The organism is Peribacillus sp. V2I11, assembly GCF_030817135.1.
Classification (GTDB): Bacteria; Bacillota; Bacilli; order Bacillales; family DSM-1321; genus Peribacillus; species Peribacillus simplex.
Genome location: NZ_JAUSYW010000001.1, coordinates 1,584,773 through 1,603,943, shown reverse-complemented (window position 1 = coordinate 1,603,943; position 19,171 = coordinate 1,584,773). Strand labels below are relative to the sequence as shown.

The 19,171-nt window shown below is 37.2% G+C and carries 10 protein-coding genes; 3 read left to right on the top strand and 7 right to left on the bottom strand.

The genetic code is table 11. The features are described 5' to 3' along the window. Positions 1-30 precede the first annotated feature (30 nt). From QFZ73_RS07755 to QFZ73_RS07745, 3 genes are read left to right on the top strand one after another with little or no spacing between them, the layout of a single operon-like run. Positions 31-7,716, top strand: coding sequence for a non-ribosomal peptide synthetase (locus QFZ73_RS07755; RefSeq protein ID WP_307264920.1), 7,686 nt, complete (start codon positions 31-33; stop codon positions 7,714-7,716). Continuing rightward, the gene (locus QFZ73_RS07750) at positions 7,713-10,616 is read left to right on the top strand and encodes a non-ribosomal peptide synthetase (RefSeq protein ID WP_307264917.1); all 2,904 of its coding nucleotides are present in this window, start codon (positions 7,713-7,715) and stop codon (positions 10,614-10,616) included. Before QFZ73_RS07755 ends, QFZ73_RS07750 begins: the two co-directional genes overlap by 4 nt. Before the next feature lie 19 nt (positions 10,617-10,635). Next, positions 10,636-11,367, top strand: a complete 732-nt coding sequence (locus tag QFZ73_RS07745; RefSeq protein ID WP_307264914.1) for a thioesterase II family protein — start codon at positions 10,636-10,638, stop codon at positions 11,365-11,367. A gap of 178 nt (positions 11,368-11,545) precedes the next feature. Here QFZ73_RS07745 and QFZ73_RS07740 read toward each other — a convergent pair. From QFZ73_RS07740 to nikB, 7 genes are all read right to left on the bottom strand, one after another. Beyond that, a protein-coding gene (locus QFZ73_RS07740; protein ID WP_307264911.1) for an IS3 family transposase occupies positions 11,546-12,897 on the bottom strand; the annotation gives its coding sequence in 2 pieces (ribosomal slippage) (positions 11,546-12,453 and positions 12,453-12,897; 1,353 coding nt in all). A gap of 376 nt (positions 12,898-13,273) precedes the next feature. Then, entirely contained in the window at positions 13,274-14,665 is a 1,392-nt protein-coding gene (locus tag QFZ73_RS07735) for a hypothetical protein (protein ID WP_251435603.1), read from the bottom strand. Between the two features lie 855 nt (positions 14,666-15,520). After that, on the bottom strand, positions 15,521-15,694 hold the full coding sequence (locus QFZ73_RS07730; protein WP_251435605.1) for a hypothetical protein: 174 nt from the start codon (positions 15,692-15,694) through the stop codon (positions 15,521-15,523). A gap of 219 nt (positions 15,695-15,913) precedes the next feature. Beyond that, positions 15,914-16,684, bottom strand: a complete 771-nt coding sequence (locus tag QFZ73_RS07725; protein WP_251435665.1) for an ABC transporter ATP-binding protein — start codon at positions 16,682-16,684, stop codon at positions 15,914-15,916. Continuing rightward, complete coding sequence (locus tag QFZ73_RS07720) at positions 16,684-17,403, bottom strand: ATP-binding cassette domain-containing protein (RefSeq protein WP_307264905.1); 720 nt, start codon at positions 17,401-17,403, stop codon at positions 16,684-16,686. The genes QFZ73_RS07725 and QFZ73_RS07720 overlap by 1 nt, the downstream gene beginning before the upstream one ends. 1 nt (position 17,404) lies before the next feature. Further along, positions 17,405-18,226, bottom strand: coding sequence for a nickel transporter permease (gene nikC, locus QFZ73_RS07715; RefSeq protein WP_251435611.1), 822 nt, complete (start codon positions 18,224-18,226; stop codon positions 17,405-17,407). 15 nt (positions 18,227-18,241) lie between these two features. Beyond that, positions 18,242-19,171: a nickel ABC transporter permease gene (gene nikB / locus QFZ73_RS07710; RefSeq protein ID WP_251435614.1), complete on the bottom strand. Its 930-nt coding sequence runs from the start codon at positions 19,169-19,171 to the stop codon at positions 18,242-18,244.

Here is a 19,171-nt window from a genome sequence, read left to right as displayed (position 1 = left end):
CACAAGATAATGGAATCGGGAGGCGCAAAATTGGAGAAATCTATTCAGAATATCTACTCATTAACTCCGCTTCAAGAAGGAATCCTTTATGAACTGGAAATGAACAATACAGCAAAGAACCTTTACATTTCTCAAATGCGAATCAGGATAACGGGCGCTCTTGAAGTGAATGCATTGTTCCAGGCATGGAGTCAGGTAGTGGAACGTCATGAAGCATTAAGAATGAAGGTCATCTCTAAAAAAATAGAAAATAATGTTCAAGTTGTATTCAATACAATGGATTATCAACCAGAAATAACTGATATGACAGGGTTAAGTGAACATGAACAATTAAATGAAATTCAGAGAGTGACTTCCGAATCCCAGGAGATGGATGTAAATAACTCTAATTTGATGAAACTCCAGTTAGTGAAAGTTGAAGAAAATCAGTTTATCTTGATTTGGACTCATCACCATATAATTTTGGATGGCTGGAGCACCAGCATAGTCATCGACGAACTCTTTGTTATTTACAGCCGAATTGTAGGAAAAGACTCCAAAGGACTTATTGAAAAGCCAAAGCAATATGGAGATTTTATCCGGTATATGAATAAAACCGATGCGGAAGATCAAAATCGTTTTTGGAAAGAGCTGGCAAATGGTATTGAACAGCCGACGATAACATTTCCCGTCATGAAACATGTGAATGGAAACCAGCAGGAAAATGATCTATTTTGGGAGCTGGATAAAAAACAGAGTAAGCTTTTAAGAGAATTTGCCGCTATAAACCATGTAACGATTAATGTATTATTGCAGTTAATTTGGTCAATCGTCCTAAAGGAAATGTCCAATCGAAATCGAATAGTCTTTGGAATTGTGAGCTCTGGCAGGTCGAATAATTTATTCAAATCGGAGGAAATTGTTGGGCTGCTCATTAATACGATTCCTATGATAGCTGAAATAAACGAAACAGACAGCGTTACTGATTTACTGAAACGGTTCCAGGAAACATTAAACAATATGCTGGATTACTCCCAAATTTCTTTAGTGGATATCAAAAGGCATACGAAATTAAAGAAGGAAGATCCGATTTTCGAAACTTTATTTGTTTATGAAAATTATCCGGAAGCGAAAGATGAAGGCTTTAGCATTAACTGGGAGGTCGAAGGCGGAAAAGAATCGCATAGCTTTCCGTTATCATTACAGGCCCAGGATAATAAAGAAACGATTAATTGCAAATTGTATTTTAATCCCTGTTTCTTAGAGCGTTCACTAGTAAATGATATCCAATCAGCCTTCATGCAGATTGCCCATCAAATTACTAAAGCTCAGCAAATTGATGAAATATATGTGGATGTTGATTTTTCAAAAATGAAAAATAATGTGAGTAAAGACGATCAAGCAACAAGTAACCATTCGATCACATCCACATCGGTTAATCAAGGACTTAAAGAAATATGGCAAGAGTTTTTCTTGAACAGGGAGATTAATGAGGATTCTGATTTCTTTCAATTGGGCGGGCATTCGATAACAGCCATGAAATTGGTGTCTAAAATAAATAAAAGGCTTGAAGCGAATATGATATTAGCTGATTTGTTTGAAAATCCTACATTGAAAATGCTAAGTCATAAGGTCTTTCCGGAAATGGTTACACTTCCGAGAAATGAAACGCAGGTAGTATCATCTTTTGTGGAAAAGACATTTTTGGAAGTCTTATCAATAAGTGAAATCGATAAAGATGCCGATTTTTTTGAAATGGGCGGACACTCGATTTTAGCCATGAAGTTATTGACAAAATTAAACAAGGAATACAATCAAATTCTAACTTTGAAAAATATTTTTCAAAATTCAACAATCGATTCGTTGACGGCCTTCATCATTAATGAAATTTCAAATCATGACATTGGGCACATAGAAGTGCAACAAAAAAATCACGTTCTATCCAGTAACCAAGAGGCTTTGTGGTTTAACGAAAAACTCAATGGCGAGACAACCAATTATAATATCCCTCAGAAATATAAAATTACTGGTACAGTGGATACTTCCATACTGGAAAAAGCCCTAAATCATGTCGTTAATAGACATGAGATTTTAAGGACCACCGTCCGTGAAAAATCCGGTAAAGGCTATCAGGAAATCCGGGAAGATTTGTGCATTAAAATAGGTGAAATTGACCTCTCTGTGTTAAAGACCGAACAGCAAACGACTCGTATGCTGCAAATCGAAGACGATGTCCAATCGGAAATCTTGGAAATTGAAAAAGGTCCACTCATGACAGTGAAACTAGTTAAATTAAGTGAAAAAGAGTCTGTTTTATTTGTGAATCTCCACCATTTCGTTTTTGACGGATGGTCAGTGAGTGTATTTTTAGATGAATGGTTATCTTTTTATGACAGTGAAGTGAATGAAAAGGAACTTATCCTTGGAAACGACTTTAAACAATATAAGGATTTTGCCTTTGAGCAGAAAAGCTGGTTGGAAAATAACATTAAAGAAGAATCACTATTTTGGAAAACAAGCTTATCTGGGGAATTACCTAAATTGGAGCTTCCTTTAGATACGATACGTACAAAAGAAAATCACAACGAAGGCAGTAGTTTTATAGTGGAACTAACAAGTGAAGAGCTCCAGGGTTTAAAGCGGATGTCCCTTGAAAAAAACTCGACATTATTCATGACACTTCTAACGATGTACCAGTCCTTTCTAGCAAAATATACAGGTCAAAACGATATCATCGTTGGAAGTCCTTTGGCTAATAGAATGATTGAAGGAACAGAAAAATCGATAGGTTATTTTGTCAATACACTACCCTTTAGATTAAAGCTGGGACTTGAGGAAACATTTGAAGAGATTCTTCAAAGAAATACAAACCAAATCATCGACATCTACGATCATCAACAAATGACATTGGAGAAAATTGTTGAAGTCATTAACCCTGAAAGAAATTTAGCAAGCACTTCTTTATTTCAAACCGTCTTCATCTTACAAAATAATGCCAAAGCTGCATTTGAAAGTGAATACATAAAGATAACGCCTGAAGTAATCAAATCAAAGGTAGCAAAATTCGATTTGAGTTTAGCTGCAGAAGAATATGAAGATAGGCTTTTATTCGCTTTTGAGTATAATTCAGGGATCTTCAATGAACAAACCATTCAAATATTAGCTGAGAATTTCTTAGAGTGGATTAGGAAAATTACCTATCAGCCTGAACGGTCGATTGACAAGGTATCCGTCGTGAGTAAGAAGCAGGAGAAAGTATTATTGGAAGAATGGCAGGGAGAAACCATTCGTTTTGAAGGGATCAATGACACAATCCCAGAAGCCTTCCATAAAATTGTTGAGCGATTTCCTGATAAGATAGCCATTGTTGATGGTTCCAGAACCATTACATATCGTGAATTGAATGATAAGAGCAATCGACTTTCACACTATTTACTAAGCAAAGGGATTTCTAAAGAAGAAAGAATCGGAATTTACGTCAATCGATCAATTGATATGGTAACAGGGATGTTGGCAGTAATTAAAGCTGGTGCTGCGTATGTTCCATTGGATCCTCATTATCCTCATGAGCGATTAAGCTACATGGTTGAAGATTCGTCCATTTCCTATTGCTTGAGTCACAAAGAACTCGGAAAGAATGGGTTGATCGACTCATCCAAAATAATATATTTTGAAGATATTGAAAAAGAATCGGATTTGTTAATGGAAGCGAATCTTCTCATTGCGGATCAACGAGACTTAGCATATGTCATTTATACTTCGGGAACGACAGGCAGGCCAAAAGGGGTCATGTTAGAACATAGAGGAATCATTAACCTAGTTTATAACCAAAATAAAATGATGTGTTTGGATACATCAGCTAAAGTGCTGCAATTCGCTACGTTTAATTTTGATTCATCCGTCATAGAGATTTTCAGCACACTATTATTCGGTGCCGAGCTGCATATAAGTGTAGATAAAGAAAATCAATTTGACATGGGCAAACTTGTTGAACAAATTAAGCGAGAAGGAATTTCTCATATCATTTTACCGCCTGCTGTGTTGAAGGAACTGCCAATCAATGAATTGAGCACGATTAAAGTGTTGGGATCTGCAGGTTCTGAATGCCCAGTTGAGCTCGTATCAAAGTTTAAGCATATATCGTTTTTCAATGGCTACGGGCCTACGGAATATTCGGTATGTACAAGTTTTAAAATGTTTCCCCCGAATGAGGATGTTACAGATGAATTCGTTGTTTCGATTGGGAAGCCTCTGACTAACACGGTTGTACTTGTGTTGGATGAAAACCGGCATCTAGTGCCCGCAGGGTCGGTTGGTGAACTTTACGTTGGAGGAATTGGGTTAGCGAGGGGATATTTGAATAATGAGAGCATGACAAATGAAAGATTCATATCCAATCCATTCAACCCTACCGAAAAAGTATATAGAACTGGGGATTTAGTTAAGCATAACAAAGCTGGGGAATTAGTTTATACAGGCCGAGCGGATGATCAAGTGAAAATAAGAGGATACCGTGTTGAACTATCGGAGGTTAATGTTTCATTACGGAAAATAGCAGAAATCAAGGATAGTTATGTAACGGTAATGGAAGAAGGACTTGGGAATAAAAGGCTAATTGCTTATTATACGGTGAATGAAGAGGTTTCGATAGATTCAATCAGAAGACGATTGAAAGAAACACTGCCCGCTTTCATGATTCCTGCTCATTTTATGCAACTGGATAAATTTCCTTTGACGCCGAATGGAAAAGTTGATCGGAAATCCCTTCCGAATTGGACGGACCAGATGGACGAGAGGAAGGAAAAAGTGCTGGATGTGCAAGAATTGTCCAAAACTGAAACAGAGCTTTTGACAATATGGAGAAATGTTTTAAATGATCCCACTATAGGACCGGAAGATAACTTTTTTGAATGTGGCGGTGATTCAATCATCAGTATTCAAATATGCTCTGCTGCAAAAGAAAAAGATTTATTTATAACCCCTAAAGATTTATTTGAATACCAAACAGTCCGTGAGCTAGGGAATATTGTAAATGAGCTGGAGCAAAAACAAGTGGATCAAGAGAAAATATCAGGTTATGTACCGTTGACGCCTATTCAATCTTGGTTTTTTAATGAAAATCATGAGAATATCCATCATTGGAATCAGTCAGTCGTTTTAAGGAAGGATAATACGTTGGCGACTGAACAATATAAAAAAATCATCATGAAATTAATTGATCAGCACGACGTATTAGGGACATTATTTGAAAAACATGGTGATTCATATATTGGCAATATTTCAAATGCTGATACGGCATGCGGTTTTTATGAGTATCATGTTTCAAGTTTTAAAGACGAAAAGAGTCTGAAAGTAATTAAGGAGCTAGAAGAAAATGCCCAACAAAGTTTAAACATACACAAAGGCCCCATGATGAAGTTCCTTCTATTCAGGCATCAAAGGGAGGTAAGGATTTTTTGGGTGATTCATCACCTTGTGGTTGATGGTGTTTCGTGGAGGATACTTCTTGAACATTTCGAAAGATGCTATCAACAGATAAAGAATGAACAAGAACCATCACTGCCTTTAAAATCGACTTCTTATAAACAATGGTCCGAGAAACTAAATGAATACCAGAACACTGACCTACCGGAAGAGGCCGTTCAATATTGGGAAAAGGAAATGAGTATTCCAGTTTCTCCGCCGACGGAAAGCTTAGGAGAAACGTGTGATTTTGAAAACATGTACAAAATACAGGTGGATGAGGCCCAAACACAAAACCTCATTAAAAACACATTAAGAAAACATAAAACGACGATTGATGAAGTTTTATTATCCGTTATTGCACATGCATTTTCCAATCGAATGGGAATCAATGAATTTTGGCTTGATTTAGAAGGACATGGCAGAGAGGATATTGAGGATGATATTGATTTATCGAGGACGGTAGGATGGTTCACCTCCATTTATCCAGTAAGGATTAAAGGAATGGCGTCTTTGGGCTCAACCTTAAGAAATACAAAGAACATATTAAGAAGTGTGCCAAACAAAGGGGTTGACTATGGAATCCTAAAGTATATTTCCACTCGGGATTACAACTATCCAGATAGCCTTGTGAGTTACAACTATCTTGGTCAGTTTAATAACACTGGTGATATGGAACAAACCAATAGCAGCAATATCGATTTGAACTATAAATTTCCATATAAACTCAATTTTGTCGCCAGCATCGTAAATGATAGACTCATGCTGAATATAATTGGCGATAGCAACAATGAAAACTTCCAAATGATATGTAAAGAAGTGGAAGTGCACTTAAACAAAATTTTAAGTGGAAGTGCAGATTTGAATGCCTCCATTGTCGAAACGGATTTTGAAGCTGAGAAAATAGTCGATGGAAGTACGATCAACCATTTCATTAATAAGTTTAATAACATTGAAGAGATTTACCCAGTGACATCACTTCAAGAGGGGATGTTATTCCATAGTGAAGTAACTCAAAGTCCTGAATATATTTCACAGCTATCCATTGATTTAATAGGTGATTTGGATTTGGTTAAATTAGAAGAGGCCTGGAATGAAACCTGTAGAAAATACGACGTTCTAAGATCGGTTTTCAGGCGCAATCAATTGGGGGACCGTTATCAAATCATACTCAATGACATTTATTATCTGTTTAATCATGTGGATCTAACGATGTTTAGTGTAGAAGAGGCAGAATCCAAGATAGAAAGTCTATTGGAGCATAACAGAAGCAGACAAACGGATTTAGAGAATGGTCCGCTCATGAACATCTCCTTGATCCAGCTATCTGATCATCGCTATAAATTCATATGGACACATCATCATGCTTTAATAGATGGCTGGAGCCTGCAAATTGTCATCAATCATTTTTTGGATAATTATCGAAACCCATCCAATACGGCAAAAGACAGTGATGAACATAAGTATGCTTATAAACAAGTCATGAATCATATCAGGAATATTAATAAACAGGATGAAGCAGCTTTTTGGAATAAAGAATTGAGGGATTTCGAACAAGTAAAAGCACTAGTGAGCAAGAAAACGGATAAGGAAGTTTTTACATCGGATAAAGTTATTGAATATAGCTTATCTGAAGGGCTTACCGAAAGATTAATAGAATTATCCAAGCGGCATAGAAAGACAATTAATACTGTAGTTCAAGGAGTTTGGAGCATTGTTCTATCCTACCTTAGTGAAAGCGACTCAGTATGCTATGGGGTGACAAGTTCAGGAAGGAACCTCAGCATTCCGCATATTGAATCAGCTGTAGGCTTATTGATCAATACTCTACCATTCTATTTGAAAATCGATTGGGCTGATGATTTACAATCCTATCTCACTGCCATTCAAAACAAGCAATTACAAATGAGAGAGTATGAGTTCAGTTCACTTACGGATATAAAGCGATACGCTGAAATTCCATGGGATAAGGAATTATTCCAACATATATTTGTATTCGAAAATTATCCGAGCACGGAACTGGCAGAGGATTCGCGAATCATGATCGAAAATTCAGTTGGAAGTGAATCGACCAATTTTGATCTTACGTTCTCTGCGGCTGTAGTGCAATCCAAGCTGCATTATAAAATCATTTATAAAGATAGTAAATTTGATGAAAATGAAATTTTAAGTTTTATGGATTCCATGCAAGAAATATTCTTAAAACTAACAGAAGATGAAACATTACTATCTATTAGTAAATTAATAAATCACTTGAAAGTTGGGGCCCGATGATAAGTAAATCGATGACGACGAATAAATTGATGTCAATAACTGAAGCTTTTAAAAAAATCGTGGAAGATAATCAGTCAAAATCGGCACTTTATGAAAATGAAAGGCAAATTACTTATAAAGAATTAGATGTTCTTTCAGATAAACTTGCCAAAAGGATCATTGATTTAGGGATTCAAGAAGAAACAATGATCGGGATCCCAAGCACAAGGTCCATTGAACTGATCATAGGAATGCTTGCCATAATAAAGTCAGGCTGTTGCTATGTTCCAATCGACGAAAAGTACCCCTTAAAAAGATTGGAATATATACTTGCAGATACGGATATGAAATTCTTCTTATCGTTTAATGGCCAAGAAGGGAAGCTCAGTGAATTGGATATTGAACCAATTCGATTTGAGATGAATGAACTAAGCAAGGAAGGGCACATTCCCGTTAACCGTTCTATTGGGGATGGTCTCGCGTATGTTATCTATACATCAGGAACGACCGGAGAGCCCAAAGGCGTAATGATAGAGCATAAGAGTGTAGTCAATTTAGTATTGAACTCTGAAATACTTGAAATAAACGAAAATAATAGAGTGGCTCAATTTTCCAACCCATGCTTTGACGCCGCAACTTTCGAGATATGGGGAGCTTTATTGAATGGTGCAACTTTATTCTTGATGTCGAATGAGTTCACTTCTTTTGATGATTGGAAAGAAGCGATATCCATTGGAAAGGTGGATGTAGCTTTTTTTACGACAGGTCTTTTCAATGCAATGGTTGATGAGGATCCATTCATTTTTGAGGGATTAAAGAAAATCGTGGTTGGCGGAGATAAAATCTCGGTTTCCCATGTGAGAAGATTGAAGCAAACAATCGGTCAATTTTCCTTAATTAACGGGTATGGGCCAACTGAATGCACGACTTTTGCCATTTGTCATGAGGTCGAAGACAAAGATGCAGATGTTATTCCCATTGGTAAGCCTTTGAGCAATGTAGAAATCAGGATTCTATCTGAAGGACAAGTCGAGGTAGCAGATGGGGAAATAGGCGAGATCTACATTGGCGGACAAGGGGTCATGAGAGGCTATTTGAATCAGCCGCAATTAACGGAACAAGCTTTGATCATGGATGATCTGAATCAGACGAAGTGGTATAAAACAGGTGATCATGGCATCCGGTTACACATTGGTGAGATCCTGTACAAAGGTCGAAAAGACAGTCAAGTGAAAATTCGCGGTTTTAGAATTGAACTGAATGAAATTCAAGACAAGCTTGATAAATACATGAAGGTTGAAAGTTCAGTAGTTGCTGTTAAAAACATCAATGATGAGAATTATGTTATCGCTTATTACAAACATAAAGATGAAAAAGCGGAAAACGCTGAAAAGGATATTAAAGATTATCTGAGCAATGAATTGCCGAATTATATGATTCCACATTTTTTTGTCAGAGTGGATGATTTCCCGCTTAATGCCAACGGTAAAGTGGATAAAGAGAAATTATTGGAAATCAATATCATGCAAAATAAAACTTCCTTAGCCAATCAAGAAAGTGGAAAGAAAAAAGAAGTATTGGAGATTTGGAGAAATGTATTAGGAAATCAAAGTCTAGGATTGGACGATAACTTCTTTGAAAATGGGGGCCATTCCATTTTAGCTACAAAACTGGTCTATGTAATGAAGGAAACAGTACTTCCTGAAGCCACTTTACAAATATTATTGGAAAATAACACAGTCAATAAATTTGTTGAGGCACTTGAAGCCGATTCATCTGGCAGCATGGAAGCAGTGATGGAGAAGGATTCCATGCTCGATCGAGCGTTGATGGAGAAAATAAGGGAAATATGCACTAAGCCAGTTCAAATTGAAAAAAATATGATGATTACAGGTGGAACAGGGTTTTTAGGAGCACATCTATTAAACAAATTGTTACTGGAAATGGAAGATATCAAAATCTATTGTTTGGTTAGATTTCCTTCAAGAAATAGATTGAAAGATACATTAATGAAATATGGTCTTTGGGAGGATGATTTCGTAAGTCGAATCGTTGTAATTGAAGGGGATCTTAGTAAACATCAATTCGGTTTGGATGATACGACATATGAGAAATTAAGCAATGATGTTTCACATGTATATCATGTCGGTGCCGAAACGAATTTCTTCGAGCCGTATAGCAAATCAAAGGTTTCGAATGTGGATGGTGTAGTGGAGGTCATTAAGTTTGCTTCATCACACACTCGGAAAAACATTTATTATGCATCGACACTTTCTGTCTTGACCGGCGAAAGGAAATGGGACGAGGAAGACGAATTGGTTTACTCCCCCGATTTAATGATCGGGTACAGCCAGTCCAAATGGGTTGCCGAGAAATTACTTCTTCAAGCAAGGGAATATGGACTGACAATCGATATTTTCCGATTAGGCAGGATTTCATCTAATTCAACCGGGGTTTGGAACGAGAAGGATATGTTGTACAAGGTTTTTGAATCATTTATTGAACAAAGGATATTGCCATTTAAAGAGGAAATTCATTTTGAATTGATGCCAGTCGATTTTGTAAGTGAGTTCATTTACAAAATATCAAGATTGAATGAGAATCAGAAGGTCGGGATCTATCATATGTTCAATGATCAGAGAGTTTCAAGTGAATTCGTGACCTCTTTCTTCGAAAAAAATGAAATACCTTACTCCAATATGGATTTGGAAGAATGGTTACATTCTTTAAAAGAAAAGACTCAATCTAACGAGATTCATTCATTAAGTGCTTTGTCCCAGTTAATTGATGAATCAACAAAATTAAAAGAGTCGGAAATCCTGCAATCCAAAACCAAGAAGGAATTAGAATTGCTATCAATGAAAATGCCGGAAATTGATTCAAGGTATGTTGAAAGCTTCATGAAGTACATGTTGAAATAATTGATCGTGGAGAAGGGGGATGAAAGGACTGAAGAAAACACTTTTTTGTTTCCCTTATGCCGGGGGAAGTGCATCTTTTTATAGAGAATGGAAATTTGATAATGATGTGATAGAGGTAGTCCCGCTGGAATACCCTGGACATGGCAGTAAATATAGTGAACCATTGTGTGACCATATGACGGATTTGACGGATTTATTATTGGAAGAAATGGAAACGAAACATCAAATGAATTCACTGGAAAACATCTCTTTGTTTGGACATAGCATGGGTGCGATCGTAGCCTATGAAATTGCGGCAAAATTAGAAGAGAGATATGGTAATAAAGTAGAACATATATTCATTTCAAGTAAATCGTCTCTAGATTATAAAGTGGATCAAATCGATTGTTCTAATGCGAAACATTTAAAACAATCGCTTGAAAAAATCGGGGGAACAAACAAGGAACTCCTAGAAACGGAAGATTTCATGAATATATTCCTGCCGATAATCCAGTCGGACTTGAAAGTATTAGCCAACTATCACCATGAAAAAAAACGCGAGAAAAAGGTGGGAAATAAAGCCGTTTTGCTATTGGGATCGGACGATACGGTGACGAAGGAAAGTATCGAAAGCTGGAATGAATACATTGAACATATTGAAGGATTGCATATATTAAAGGGTGATCATTTTTATATAAAGAAAAACGAGGATAGCGTTTTAAAAATCATTCAAGAGTATTTACTCAACAGTCGTTGTGAAGTTCTGATTTAAGTTTTCGGGATGTCTTGAACACAACCGAAATTTGCTCCGCCAATTAATTTCAGAAGTCAAAATAATTTAATATAATGTGAGTTTATCAATGCAAGCTTGGATAAGCTTGAAACCCGATCTTCATCTAAAAAAGGACTGATTTTTGAAGTGAACCCAAAAAGTTAGACACTTTATTTACTTAGGCAGCCTTGAGGGCATGAACCCGGTAATCTACCGGGCTCATGCCTTTTAATTTTACCTTGATTCTTTGATGATTATAGTAATGGATATATTCTTCTAGTTCTTGTTTGAAATGCTCCATGCTTTCAAATTCTTGAAGATAGAGTAATTCGGATTTTAATAAGCCAAAGAAGTTTTCAATGACCGCATTATCGAGACAATTTCCTTTGCGGGACATGCTTTGTGTAATGTTATGTTTTTTCAAATCATGCGAGTATTGTTTCATCTGATAATGCCAGCCCTGATCTGAATGGAGAATGGGTGAATCTTTCGATTCCAAGCGATCAAAGGCTTTATCCAGCATTTTGGAAACGAGCGGATAAACAGGACGAGATTCGATATTATGGGCGATGATTTCTCCATTAAACAGGTCTAGAATGGCCGATAAGTATAGTTTCTCCCCAGCTAGATGGAATTCTGTGACGTCTGTCACCCATTTTTCATTGGACTTTGCCGCCTTGAAATCACGTGCTAGAATGTTGGGCGCAATCTTGCCGATGTTCCCTTTGTACGAACGGTATTTCTTCATGCGAACTAATGACTTCAATCCTAGTTCATTCATCAATCGGAGAACTGTTTTATGATTGATGCGAGCACCTCGGTTACGTAATTCTAGGGTGATACGCCGATACCCATAACGCCCTTTATGCGTATGGAATATCTCTTTGATAAGGGATTTAATTTCTGTGTATTTTTTATCCTCACGCCCGAAGGCGTTAACCCAATAATAGTACGTACTCCGTGCCATTTTAGAAATGGATAGAAGCAGATTTAAATCAAATTGTTTCCTTAGTTCATGGACTACTTTCGCTTTTTCTTTCTTTGTAAGGCTTCCTTTTCTTGAACTAAGGCATTCAACTTTTTTAGATAGGCATTCTCTGCACGTAAGTATTCTAATTCGGCAAGAAGTGCTTCTTGAGAGCCATTAGCTGGCGATTTTTTCTTAGTTTCTTTTTTCATGGATAGACGCCCCTTTTTCTTTGGTTTAAGGGCGTCTATACCTCCTTCCTTAAACTGATTTGCCCAATTCAAAAGTGTAGAATCGGAAGGAAGGTTATAGTGTACAGCGGTCTCGTTGATCGATGCCCCATATTCGTTCAAATATTTAAGTACTTCTAGTTTAAAGGGCAAAGTGTAATTTGTATAGGATGAAACAAGTCCTTCCATCCCATGTTTTAGATAGCGAGCGACCCATCTTTTCAGAGGGGATAAACCTACATTTCTTTCTTGAGCAATGGATTTATAGGATTTTTTCCCTTCTAAGTACTCTAAAACTGCATTTGATTTTTCGTCTATCGTATATTTAGTCAAAAAAACTGCACCTCCAATTGTTAGATGTTGTCTAACAATTGGGGTGCAGTTCATTTTATTCAGTCCTTTTACACTGTAGACAAATTAAGAAAGTTCCAGTTGATTTCAGAAATCCACTTCCATTCCGCCGTCTGTCTGCCAAGCCTTATCGCCGCAAACGTCTCCGGGGTCTCGGCTAGACAGTTGTACGGCAGGAGTGTCGCAAATTTCTTCAATCAATGAGGGTTCATCATTATAAAAAAGTAAAAAACATGAAGGATAACCAAGTCTTTTTCACGGTTCGGGGTGACACTAACCGAACCTCCTTTTAAATATGGGAATGGAAATTGAGATACAGTTCCTTGCTTTAGAGTCGACAAACATCGATACAGATCGATTAAATGAGAAACATCGCGACTATCGTAGTCACTGCCAAACCAATGGTTACCGGAAGCAGATTCCGGCGGGCAAGTTCAAAGGGACTGACGTTACATATGGCAGCGGCTGGTATCAATGCCCATGGAATCAGGGTACCTCCCCCAACCCAAATCGCAGTTATTTGCCCGAGTGCGGTCAAGGTGGCGGTTCCGCTTCCGATTGCCGTGCCAAAAAGTTTGGCGACAGATCCCGCTAAAGAAATGCCTGAGAAGCCCGATCCATCCAAGCCAGTGATGGCACCGATACCGGTTAATGTGACGGCAGCTATTTCTTTCGTTAAAGGAACGGAGGCCGCTAAGGCGGCACCGAGGTCATTGACGATGCCGAGTGACGTTTTTGGTAAGTAGTCACCGATGATCTGATTGAATCCAGAATCACCTAAATAGAAGAATGCAGCGATCGGAATGACGGGTCCGAATACTTTGAAGCCAAATTGAAAACCTTGAATCAAATAGGCCGTTGATTTTTCAAGTCCTTGCTGTTTATGTGCGACAAGGGATAAAATCAGCAAAATGAAAACGGCTGTACCGCCAACCAATGCTGTTGCATCTCCGCCTTGCAACTTCAAAATCGACAATGCCACAACATCCAACAGAAAGGCGATCGGAATGAAAACGGCAAAAAACTTTTTTTGCCCCAGTGTGAGCAGAGCTTCACTGATTGTTTGATCTTGGACGATTCCCTCATTATCCGCCGCCTTGATTCTTCCAAGCTTCATATCCCGCTTTAAAAGGATAAAGGCGGAGAGTGTGGTGACGACCCCCATTGTAATGACAAGGGGGATGCTTGCAGTGATGACATCACCGACTGGTATGGAAGCCGCATCACCCGTTAGCTTAGGGGCAGCCTGAATGATGAAATCCCCTGATAATGCTATTCCGTGACCAAAAAGGTTCATCGCCATAGCCACGCCGAGGGCAGGTAAACCAGCCCGTAAGGCAACGGGGAGCAGGACTGCCCCAAGTAAGGCAACGGCAGGTGATGGCCAGAAGAACCAGGATATCATCATCATGAGGATTCCAATTACCCAAAAGGCAAGTGTAGGATTCTTAATGAATTTCGCAAACGGTGCAATCATGACATCATTAATGCCGGACTTCGTTAAAACCGTGCTCATGGCAACGATGATGGAAATGATTAATATTGTGGACATCAATTCCGTGATTGCAAAAATGAAGCTGTTGAATATCCCGCTTATGGAAGAAGCTAAACTGCCTGTAGCCACTAAAGCCAAAAGGAAAATACCAATTATGCAGATGAGGGTAGTATCACGACGTTTTACCATAAACCCGATTATCAATGCAATGAATACAACATAAATCCAATGGAGTGCCGTTAATTCCATCTCCATGATCCGTCCCCCTCATAAATATGCCTAGTTACAGATTATGAGGGAGGTACGGGGTGGTGAGTTGTTTCAAAAATTTAAAGGCTTATCTTATTTATTTTCACTATGATTAAATATCAAGTTCAATAAGCAGTAACCTTATTACTTGGCCAGTGTATTTTGTCATTTGGTTTATAGTGTAATAAAAAGTAAGTTGTGGTGGAAAATGAGGAGTTTAAACTAAGGACAGCCATGGTTACTGTAAGAAAAGGAGCAAACCCGGCATTATGACACGGATCATACAGGCTATACTTTACACCGAAGGATTTAATACAGGAACACTTGATACGGACTTTGGTAAAGCGACTGGCCGCCATTATTTTAATTCCAGAAAGTTAAAAAGATAACTGCTGATAAGAAGCCGGGAAAAGCTACTTTGAATTGTTTGCTGCATAATCAAGAGCCCTTACTCGTATTGAGTAGTGGCTCATTTTGTTGTTAAATGTTCAACGTGCAGGGAACGTAAATCTCCGGATAACCAAAATTGTATGTCTTTTGATTAATCACGAACGATGTTTAAGCACAATTTAAAGTTACTGAAAAAATTCAGTAGCTCAGTAGCTTGTTAGGTATGTAGCTTTTTTAATTTGGCATCCAGTAAAGATCATAGTTACACGAGTTTTTGAACCAGTGTTAGTTAATTTAAATCTGTATGTAGTACTTTTACTTACATAAATATCAAAATCAGTTGTACCAATTCTCTTAGCTGAAATACTTTTAACGTTTTTCCATCCGCTAGATGTATATATTTGAACAGTTAGTGTGTAGTATCCTGAAGCTTTACTATCTGAAGATACCCAACCTGACATGGTATTTCCTTTAGAGAATGTTTTGTCTGTTTGGGAGTATACATAAATCGCGAAATAACCTTTTTTTCAACGATAAGCCAGCTGCGTCTGCTTTATTATCATTTAGACCACCAACACCGACAAAATTTGTAGTTACTAGTAAAATGGCAGTTACTATAGATACAAGTGCTTTTTTCAATTTCATGAATGATTCATCCACCTATTTAGTTTAATGAAATACCCTAATTATAATAACTTTAGCAGTAGGGCATAACCATAGTAATAAGTTACGTTTTATTATTCAATTTTATTAAGAGAACACCAAAAACCTTCGTCTTAATGAGCAAAAATGTCACTTGATATTTTTTTACTAATATTTACTGTACTAGTATGTTGATAGTACTAAATATCAACAAATTTATAATTAATCAATATTTTGGAATAGTAAGCGCGAATAGGGATGATTTAGTTGTTGAAAGTCCCATCTAAACGTTTCTACAAGTTCTCCTTGATACATGATAGTAACACGATCACATAAATGACGAGTAGATTTGAGGTCATGGGTGATAAATAAAAAGGATAATTGCTCTTTTTTTTGAATACGTTTTAACATATTTATTATTGATGATTGAGATGGTTCATCTAAGCTGGCTATTGATTCATCAAATATAATAATTTCCGGCTTAACAGCTAAGGCTTTTGCTATGCAAACACGCTGTTTCTGCCCACCACTTAATTGATAGGAATATCTTGATAAAAAAGAAGAATCAAGACCCACCCACTTCAGTAATTTTAAGCACGTTGCTTCCCATGCATTTTTTTCATTGGGGAAATAATTACGAATTGGCTCTTCGAGGATTTCCTTCACGCGCATTTTGGGATGTAAAGAAGATGATGAATCCTGTAAGACTAATTGCATTCGTTTATAAATCTCTAAATCATCCATTTGGTCTCCATTAATTGATTGACCGTTTAATAAAATTTGTCCGGATGTTAATGGATCTATTCTCATAATCAATTTCGCTAGTGTACTTTTTCCGCTACCACTTTCACCAACTAAACCTAGACTTTCTCCTTTTTTTAAGGTTAGATTAACTTGTTTGACAGCTTGAAAATGTAGGTTTGGTTTAAATAATGATTTTCTTCTCGTTCTCAAAGGATATTCTTTTGTAACATTATGTAATTCAAGCAGTATCATATAAGGATTCCTCCTTGATCCATCTGAATAACACGATCTGCAAACTTATTTATACTTTCATTATCATGAGAAATAAGCAATACCGATATCTCAAATTTCTGTCGCAACTCCTTAAGTAAAGTTAATACCTTTTCTCTATTTATTATATCTAGAGCAGTCGTTGGTTCATCAGCAATAAATATCTTTGGACTTAAGCTTAACATCATAGCCAATAAAATCCGCTGACGCATTCCTCCACTTAATTCAAAAGGGTACGAGGATAAAATATAATCTGAGTCGGTAAAGCCAACTTGATTTAAAAGAGAATGCAAATAAATATTCATGTCTTTTTTTGGCCATTTTTTCTTTTGTTTCAATGTTTCAGCCATCTGCTTCTTTACAGTGAGTATTGGGTTCAACCCATTTAATGAATCCTGTATTAGTAAGGCAATTTCATCCCGACGAAGAGTTTGCCAGTTCTTTAGATCATAATCAATTATATTTTTATCCTTGTAGTAAATTTGACCGTTCGTTACCTTACATCCCGATTCTAATAATCCAACAATGGAATGTGCAGTCAAACTTTTACCACACCCGCTTGGACCAGTAAGTGCAACAATTTCACCCGGATATATTTGAAATGATACATCATGAACAATCGGTTGAAAATTCCCTGCATCCTGAAAAGAGATCTCTAAGTGTTCTACACTCAATAAGGGTTTTATGTTTGTAGTCATATTACACCTCTTTAGAAATAGTAGTCTTGTTAAATCGATCACTGATTAGTTGGCAAGCTGTAACAAAGAACAAGATTGCCAAACCAGGAAATATCATAACATGGGGGGCAATTTGAAAATAGGAGGTTGCATCATGAAGCATAACTCCCCATTCTGGTGATGGAGGTTGTACACCCAATCCTAAAAAAGAGAGTCCTGCAATTAAAAGGACGATTTTCCCCATATCCAGTGCCCCAAAAACAACTAAAGACGAAATGATTTCAGGGAGTACATAACGCTTTAAAATACGAAGATGTGAATTCCCGGACATTCGAGCTGACAGTAGGTAGTCTTCTTCGCAAACTTTAATAACTAGACTTCGAATTAGACGAACATAATTCGCCCAACGAACCATTGTAATTGCGATAATTAAATTTACGAACCCAGGACCTAACACACCAACAATAGTAATGGTAAGTACAAAGTCTGGTATCGCAAGTGTACCGTCAATCACACGCATAAAGGTATGGTCCGTCCTCCCTCGTAAATATCCAGTTAATAATCCAATAGGAAGACTAATTATCAAAGTAAAGATCATTATCCCAAATGCAGATACAACACTTATCCGTATCCCGAAAAAAATACGTGATAATACACAACGTCCTAAATGATCAGTTCCAAATGGATATTCCCAACTAGGAGATGATAGTCTATTTGAAAGATTAATATCTAAAGGATTGTGAGGAGAAACCCATGGTGCAAGAAGCCCAATTAAGAAAATAATAGCAAGTAAGCTAGCCCCTACGATTACTCCTCTATTTAATGAATGTAGGACATTTTTCATTACAGGTTTTTCCTCCTAACGAACTCTTAATCGTGGATCTAGCCATACATAAATAACATCGACAACAATGTGAATTGATACAAATAAAAAAGAGGCAAAAATAACATAACCTTGAATGACTGGATAATCTCGCTTATTAATAGCTTCAACAATATAACTGCCTAAACCTGGCCAAGAAAAGATAGACTCTACAATAATACTTCCACCTAACATATACGCAAAGCTTGTCCCTAACATAGTCACGATAGGTAAGAAAGCGTGTTTAAGAATTTGAAATACTAAAATTCGCCTTATCGACAAGCCCCTTGCTTTTGCTGCTTTCACGAAATTTTGATTCATCATTTCAAGCATATTTGTACGTAATACACGTGCGTAAACAGTACCCATTCCCAGGCCAAGAGTAAGAGCCGGTAAAACAAGATGTTTCAAAGTACTGCGTCCAGTAGAAGGAAGCCATCCATATTGGACAGAAAAGAAATAAATGAATAAGAATCCTAGCCAGAAGGAAGGAATGGAAGATCCTAAAAGTGCCATAAGCCTGCTCATGCGATCCAGCCAACCATGCGAATAAATGGCAGTCGAAATGCCGATAATGATTGTGATAGACATCATAACCAATAAACCAGCAAATGCTAGCTCTATAGTTGCTGGTATCCTTTTGAATAATTCTTCTAATACAGGTTCTTTAGAAACATAAGATGTCCCCCACTGCCAGGAAAAAGCATTTGATATCCACTGTACGTATTGACTCCATAACGATTCCGTCAATCCAAGTTCTTTCCGTAAAGAGCTCAATGCTACATCAGAAGCTGGAACATCATTTACGGTCAGTAAAATATAGGCTGGATCTCCCGGAGATAACCTCAACAGTAAAAAAGTAAGTGTTGATACTAAAAATATAACAAGGATCATTTGAAAGATACATTGTAAGAAAAAGCGAATCAT

Excerpts from the sequence above, each read along its gene's own strand:
- QFZ73_RS07730 (WP_251435605.1), bottom strand. The coding sequence starts at position 15,694 with ATGAAATTGAAAAAAGCACTTGTATCTATAGTAACTGCCATTTTACTA.
- nikC (WP_251435611.1), bottom strand. The coding sequence starts at position 18,226 with ATGAAAAATGTCCTACATTCATTAAATAGAGGAGTAATCGTAGGGGCT.
- QFZ73_RS07745 (WP_307264914.1), top strand. The coding sequence starts at position 10,636 with ATGAAAGGACTGAAGAAAACACTTTTTTGTTTCCCTTATGCCGGGGGA.
- nikB (WP_251435614.1), bottom strand. The coding sequence starts at position 19,171 with ATGATTCGCTTTTTCTTACAATGTATCTTTCAAATGATCCTTGTTATA.
- QFZ73_RS07720 (WP_307264905.1), bottom strand. The coding sequence starts at position 17,403 with ATGACTACAAACATAAAACCCTTATTGAGTGTAGAACACTTAGAGATC.
- QFZ73_RS07750 (WP_307264917.1), top strand. The coding sequence starts at position 7,713 with ATGATAAGTAAATCGATGACGACGAATAAATTGATGTCAATAACTGAA.
- QFZ73_RS07735 (WP_251435603.1), bottom strand. The coding sequence starts at position 14,665 with ATGGAGATGGAATTAACGGCACTCCATTGGATTTATGTTGTATTCATT.